Origin of the sequence: Chitinophaga sp. (assembly GCF_036566945.1) — a bacterium.
Lineage (GTDB): Bacteria > Bacteroidota > Bacteroidia > Chitinophagales > Chitinophagaceae > Chitinophaga.
The window spans coordinates 1-7,043 of record NZ_DATCVJ010000491.1 but is presented as its reverse complement, the minus strand read 5'-3'; the positions used below and the strand labels follow the sequence as shown (position 1 = coordinate 7,043).

The window sequence follows — 7,043 nt, the reverse complement described above, 5'->3', positions numbered from 1 at the left end:
TCCGAAATGATAGAAGAATTTGAACTCCATAACTGATCAAAGATAGGAAGGATTTTTTCAATCATATCCTAATTTAAGATTTAATACAGCCGTTAACGTAAACTACTCACCAACAAACGTTTCAAACTGCGCTCAATAATTTCCCCCATGGTTTTACAACGGGAGAAAACGGCATCATGATAATATTCCGCCAGTTCATTGCCCAGCTGCTGTATTTTTTCAGGGAAGGAAACCCGGTCTGTCATAATCACGTCCCGGAGGTCTTTGATACGATGCCGCTGCACTTTTATACGGCGGGCAATAACTGCGCGCTCCTCCTGCTGGTATTGCTTCACTACTTCTGCGTTGAGATGTTTGATGGCTAAATCTACAAAAATCTTGTTCTCCTTAAAATACTGCGGCATATATAAAGTACGTCTGCCTTCATAAAATTGCTGATCAAAATCGATGGCGCGGATACGAAACTGTACATCATCAAAATCAGGAGTAATGTCAAAGATGAAATTATAGGAACGCATATCTCCCAGTAACCGCACAAAACAACGTTCATTAAATTTCACAAATTCTTTGGCAATACGTTTGGGGTTAAATTCCGGCCGGTTCAGGTAGTGAAGAATAAACTGATCTCCGGGCACTCCGGCAATATGCTCTTCCACCAGGGTATTACCATCTATCAGGAAGTTCATCCAGTAGGGAGATAAAATGTGCTCCAGTTCCAATCCATAAATGCGGGATGCATCTGCTATCTTAATATAAAAATAGTCGTATACTTCGTTGTAATTATTGACAATTTTAATGCGGAATGGATGAGAATTTCCAAAGGTGCAATAGTCGATCCGTTCAATATGCAAATGTTCTTCTGCCGCCTGATCCCCACCTGCTTTCAGAATAGAATACACCCGCTTTAATCCCGCATGAATAGGTCCTACCATGCTTTGAGGATAAAATACGGTTTCCCACAACGTATCTTTCCCTTCTTTGTCATACACGGAAATCGACTGATCATAATAGCGCAATTCTTCGTAGGACAGCGGCAACTTCACTTCCCGCTCATACATTTTGAGATAATTGCGGAAAGCAGCGTTAATCGGAAAGAATATTTTCTTACGGGAAATGGTTTGCATAGAATAAATATAGGGTATTCACGCAAAGACGCAAAGCAGGTAAGCAGCAAAGATTATTTTCCTTTGCTGCTTACCTGCTTTGCGTCTTTGCGTGAATACCTTTATTCTTACTTCTTTTTCTTCTTCTTTCCTTTCTCCTCTTCCGCTTGTCTGCAGCATTTTTCCTGTGCATCCACTACCGCGATGTTCACCATGTTCACGATTTGTCTTACTGTACTGCCCAGTTGCAGAATATGCACCGGCTTCTTCATTCCTAACAGAATGGGGCCAATGGCATCAAATCCGGCCACTTCCTGTAACAGGTTGTAGGCAATATTACCAGCAGCCAGGTTAGGGAAGATGAGGGTATTCACTTCTTCTCCCAGTAATTCTGTAAACGGATAATTGTCTTTCAGAATCTCCTTATTGAAGGCCATGGCAGCCTGTATTTCACCATCTACAATGAGGGAAGGATCACGTTGTTTCACAATTTCACGGGCTTTGCTCATGGTTTGCGCTTCCGGTGTCTGACTGCTGCCAAAGTTGGAATACGACAGCATCGCAATACGCGGCGTAATATTAAAATGTTTCACTTCTTTCGCCACCATCATGGTAATATCTGCCAGCTCTTCCGCAGTAGGATTGAAGTTAACAGTCGTATCGGCGAGGAATAAAGGTCCGCGTTTGGTTTCAATGATATACATACCGGCCACACGTTTTGCACCTTCTTCCATACCAATTACCTGCAATGCAGGACGGATGGTATCAGGATACTTACGGGTAAGACCAGAAATCAATGCATCAGCTTCGCCTGTTTCCACCATCATGCAACCGAAGTAGTTACGTTCGCGCATGATCTTACGGGCCTCGTACAGGTTCAGTCCTTTACGCTGGCGCTTTTCGAAGAACAGGTCACCAAAACGATGACGCATTTCCTTCATCTCTTCGCTCTTCGGATCAATGATCACCGCATCATCAATTTCGATGGCATTTTCCAGCATCAGTTCACGGATACGCGCTTCATTACCCAACAGAATAGGATGTGCAATACCTTCATCATTTACTACCTGCGCCGCCTTCAATACTTTCAGGTTATCTGCTTCCGCAAATACCACTTTCCTTGGATCACGACGGGCTTTGGTACCAATGACTCTAAACAGCTGATTATCCAGTCCCAGACGATGATTCAGCTCATTACGATAAGCCTCCCAGTCGGTAATAGGACGGTGAGCAACGCCGCTATCCATCGCAGCTTTTGCCACGGCAGGCGCCACGGTGCTGAGCAAACGTGGATCCAGTGGTTTTGGAATGATATATTTAGGTCCGAAGAAAATGTTTCTTTCGTTATAAGCCAGGTTCACGATATCCGGTACAGGCGACTTTGCCATTTCAGCCAAAGCCCTTACTGCCGCCAGTTTCATTTCCTCATTGATTTGGGTGGCTCTAACGTCCAGGGCACCACGGAAAATGTAAGGGAAGCCCAGTACATTATTTACCTGGTTAGGATAGTCGGAACGACCGGTAGCCATGATGATATCCGGGCGGGCAGCAATCGCTGTTTCGTAGGCAATTTCAGGATCCGGATTTGCCATGGCAAATACGATCGGATTCTTACCCATGCTCTTAATCATTTCTGCCGTTACCACATTACCAACAGACAGGCCCAGGAACACATCCGCGCCCTTCATGGCTTCTGCCAGTGTTCTGATTTTGGTACTGGTAACAAACTGTTTATGTCTGTCGGAAAGACCTTCGCGTTCTTTATTCAAAACACCGTCTTTATCAAACATGATAAAGTTTTCCGGGCGGGCACCCAGTGCCACATATAATTTTACGCAGGCCATGGCAGCAGCTCCTGCGCCATTTACCACAATCTTTACTTTTTCTATTTTCTTTTTTACCAGCTCCAATGCATTCAACAAAGCAGCGGAAGAAATGATGGCGGTTCCATGCTGATCATCATGCATGATCGGAATTTTCAGCTCTTTCCGTAGCCTTTCTTCAATTTCAAAACACTCCGGGCTTTTGATATCTTCCAGGTTAATACCACCAAATGTGGGCTCCAGGGCCTTTACAGCAGCAACGAAAGTATCCGGATCTTTTGCATCCAGTTCTATATCAAATACATCTATATCCGCGAATATTTTAAATAACACCGCTTTACCTTCCATTACCGGCTTGCCGGCTTCCGGACCTATATCACCTAATCCCAGCACCGCCGTACCATTGCTGATAACGCCCACGAGATTACCTTTGGCGGTATATTTATAAACGTTTTCTACATCATTGAAAATTTCTTTGCAAGGCTCCGCTACTCCGGGAGAGTAAGCGAGTGAAAGATCCCATTGCGATTTAGTGTTCTTTGTAGGTATGACTTCAATTTTACCCGGCCTGCCCTTTGCATGATAGTCCAACGCATCCTGCTTATTCAGTTTCTTTGCCATATAAATATAAAGATTGTTATTGGGCGTGCAATATACGAAGTATTGCATTAAGCACATCCACCCAAATAGTGGGATACCTGCCCATAATTAAGCATTCTAACCAGTAAAATTACTTACTTTTACAGCGTTAAACATTCATAAATATCATGATACAACGCATCCAGAGTCTCTATCTGCTATTGGCTGCCGCCGCAGGCGCTGCTGCTCTGTCTTTCAATCTGTGGAAAGCCACACTTACCAATAACACCACCAGCACGGTAAACGCTTCCAGCAACTATCTCCTGTTTGTACTGTATATCGTTATTATACTGCTGTCGCTGGTCACTATTTTTCTTTTTAAGAAACGTAAACTCCAATTTCGTCTAACAATTTTTAACATTCTTTTTGGTTTTGGCGCCATCGCCTACCAATATTACGTGGTGCAGCAAACGGCTAATAAATTAAGCTCCGGCGGTGTCAGCATTGTTTCGGCATCCTATCTGCCAGCTTCCTTTTTACCGATTGTAGTAATCATTCTTTTGTTCCTGGCCGTAAGAGGAATTTATAAAGATGAGAAACTGATCAAATCACTGGACAGGCTTAGATAAGCGATCGTTATCATAACAGTAGTTACTGTGCGGCGGCTATTGGCTGCTGTAGTACCGGATTTCAGGAAGTGATCCGGGATTCAGGAATACGGCTTTTACATACACACCGTAAAATATTAAAAAGAACGGCCCGGAGTTCATCACTCCGGGCCGTTCTTTTTAAATATTATCATTCGCTTACAGGTACTTCCCTGTATAACTATCTTTTACTTTTTTCAGTCCATCGGGAACACCGGCATACAGCAGGTTACCGCCACCAGCACCACCTTCGGGACCCAGGTCAATTACCCAGTCAGCACTCCTGATCACATCCAGGTTATGCTCAATTACCAACACGGTATGTCCCTGTTCAATGAGGGCATTAAAGGAATCCAGTAATTTCTTGATGTCATGGAAATGCAGACCGGTAGTAGGTTCGTCGAAGATGAACATAATATGTCCCTGCGCTTTTCCTTTACCCAGGAAAGAGGCGAGCTTAACGCGCTGCGCCTCACCACCACTCAGGGTATCGCTGCTCTGTCCGAGTTTTACATACCCTAATCCCACACTGCTTAACGGGCGTATTTTATTGCACACATCTTTTTCATCTTTGAAAAAGTCCAATGCTTCATCCACACCCATATCCAGTACTTCGTAGATATTTTTATTCTTGTAGGTTACTTCCAGCACTTCATCTTTAAACCTTTTACCACCGCAGCTTTCGCAGGTAAGATGTACATCGGCGAGGAACTGCATTTCTACAATTACTTCTCCTTCCCCTTTACATGCGTCGCAACGACCACCATCTACGTTGAAAGAAAAATGCTTAGGCTGGAAGCCGCGCATTTTACTCAGCGGTTGTTTGGAGTACAGGTCCCTGATCTCATCATATGCCTTGATGTAAGTGACCGGGTTGGAGCGGGATGATTTACCAATCGGATTCTGGTCAATCATTTCCACCTGGGTGATATCATCTAAGGCGCCTTTCAGTGCTTTGTGGTTACCTACTCTTTCTGCAAATTCTCCTTTCAGTTTCATCAGGGCAGGATAGAGGATTTGCTTTACCAGCGTGGTTTTACCGGAACCACTCACGCCACTGATCACCGTCAATACCTGTAAAGGAAAATCAACGGTAATATCTTTCAGGTTATGTTGTCTGGCGCCTTCAATGGTAATTGCCTTTTTCCACTTACGCACTTTCGCAGGAGGATCAATGGTAAACTGACCGCTGAGATATTTACCCGTCAGACTATTGGCATCTTTCAAAATCTGTGGATAAGTGCCGGCAAAGATTACTTCCCCGCCCAGATGGCTGGCCAGCGGCCCCATATCAATGATATAGTCTGCTTCTTCCATCATCTGCTCATCGTGTTCTACTACCACTACAGTGTTACCCAGATCACGCAGTTCTTTCAACACGGAAATTAAACGATGGGTATCACGGGCATGCAAACCAATACTGGGTTCATCCAGGATGTACATGGAATTGGTAAGGTTACTACCCAGGGTACGGGTCAGCTGAATACGCTGACTTTCCCCACCACTCAGGGTATTAGCCACCCTGTTCAGGGTAAGGTAGCCCAAACCTACATCCAGTAAGGTTTTTATACGATGATTTATTTCAATGAGAATACGTTTCCCTATTTGCTGTTCGTATTCATTTAGTTTCAGTGCATCAAACCATTGTTTCAGATCTGAAACCGGCAGGTCTACCAGTTCAGCGATATTGCGCTCTCCGACTTTGATGTAGAGGGCTTCCTTACGTAAACGTCCGCCGCCACATTCGGGGCAAACGGTACGGCCGCGATAGCGTGCCTGTAGTACACGGTATTGTACTTTGTACAGGTTTTGCTCCACCATTTTGAAGAACTCATTCAGGCCGTAGAAATGTTCATTGCCAGCCCAGAGTAATTTCACCTGTTCATCGGTTAGTTCTGCAATAGGCTTATGCACCGGGAAGCCGAACTTACGGGCGGTTTTAATGAGCGCTTCTTTGTATTCGCCCATTTTTTCACCACGCCAGGGAGCTATGGCGCCTTCAAAAACGCTTAAGCGTTTGTCAGGTATTACGAGGTCGGCATCTATCCCTAATGTTTGTCCAAATCCTTCACAGGTAGGGCAGGCACCGTAGGGGTTATTGAAAGAGAAGAGGTTAGGCACCGGTTCTTCAAATGCGATACCATCCAGTTCGAAGCGATTCGCAAAATGAACTGTTTCTTTCCCATCTATTTCCACATAACAATCGCCTTCACTTTCATAAAACGCCGTTTGCACACTGTCGGCAATCCGATGTTTATCATCTTCCTCAAAATCCTTTACTACCAGCCGATCTATGAGCACCCATGCATTTTCAGCGACGGTTATTTTCTTTTGCTCCAGCAATTCTTCTATACGTAGCAGTCCGGTGCCTTCGCTACCGGGAACGTATAAACGGGAAAAGCCTTTTTGCAACAGGATATTCAGTTCTTCTTTCACCTCTCTTTTGGCATGCCGGCGAAAAGGAGCCAGCAGCAATACTTTGCTGCCATTTTTCAGCTTAGTGATATAATCTACCACGTCACTTACTTCATGTTTTTTTACCAGTTTTCCGGAGATGGGAGAATATGTTTTACCCACTCTGCCAAAGAGTAGCCGGAGATAGTCATAAATTTCCGTCATAGATCCCACGGTGGACCGGGGAGTACGGGTAATAACTTTTTGCTCGATGGCGATCGCAGGGCAAATGCCTTTGATATAATCTACATCGGGCTTATTCATACGCATCAGGAACTGACGGGCGTAAGAACTTAAGCTTTCAGCATACCTGCGTTGCCCTTCTGCATACAAGGTGTCCATGGTGAGGGAAGACTTCCCTGAACCGGACACACCAGTAACAACTACCAGCTTGCTACGGGGGATAGATACGCTTACATTCTTGAGATTATGTACCC

Annotated in this window: 4 protein-coding genes; 1 reads left to right on the top strand and 3 read right to left on the bottom strand. The window is 44.6% G+C overall.

Features of this window, described 5'->3' with window-relative positions; all coding sequences use genetic code 11:
• Positions 1-92: 92 nt before the first annotated feature.
• Entirely contained in the window at positions 93-1,124 is a 1,032-nt protein-coding gene (locus tag VIP81_RS15065) for a hypothetical protein (RefSeq protein ID WP_133807381.1), read from the bottom strand.
• A gap of 107 nt (positions 1,125-1,231) precedes the next feature.
• Positions 1,232-3,547, bottom strand: coding sequence for an NADP-dependent malic enzyme (locus tag VIP81_RS15060; protein ID WP_331962218.1), 2,316 nt, complete (start codon positions 3,545-3,547; stop codon positions 1,232-1,234).
• A gap of 146 nt (positions 3,548-3,693) precedes the next feature.
• On the opposite strand from VIP81_RS15060, the gene VIP81_RS15055 reads away from it, so the two are divergent.
• Positions 3,694-4,134 (top strand): DUF4293 domain-containing protein, encoded by a 441-nt coding sequence (locus tag VIP81_RS15055; protein ID WP_331962215.1) that lies wholly within the window; start codon positions 3,694-3,696, stop codon positions 4,132-4,134.
• 177 nt (positions 4,135-4,311) lie between these two features.
• Here the strand turns inward: VIP81_RS15055 and uvrA are convergent.
• Positions 4,312-7,043, bottom strand: a 2,732-nt coding sequence (uvrA, locus tag VIP81_RS15050; RefSeq protein WP_331962212.1) for an excinuclease ABC subunit UvrA, incomplete at its 5' end; no start/stop codon positions are given.

Excerpts from the sequence above, each read along its gene's own strand:
- VIP81_RS15065 (WP_133807381.1), bottom strand. The coding sequence starts at position 1,124 with ATGCAAACCATTTCCCGTAAGAAAATATTCTTTCCGATTAACGCTGCT.
- VIP81_RS15060 (WP_331962218.1), bottom strand. The coding sequence starts at position 3,547 with ATGGCAAAGAAACTGAATAAGCAGGATGCGTTGGACTATCATGCAAAG.
- VIP81_RS15055 (WP_331962215.1), top strand. The coding sequence starts at position 3,694 with ATGATACAACGCATCCAGAGTCTCTATCTGCTATTGGCTGCCGCCGCA.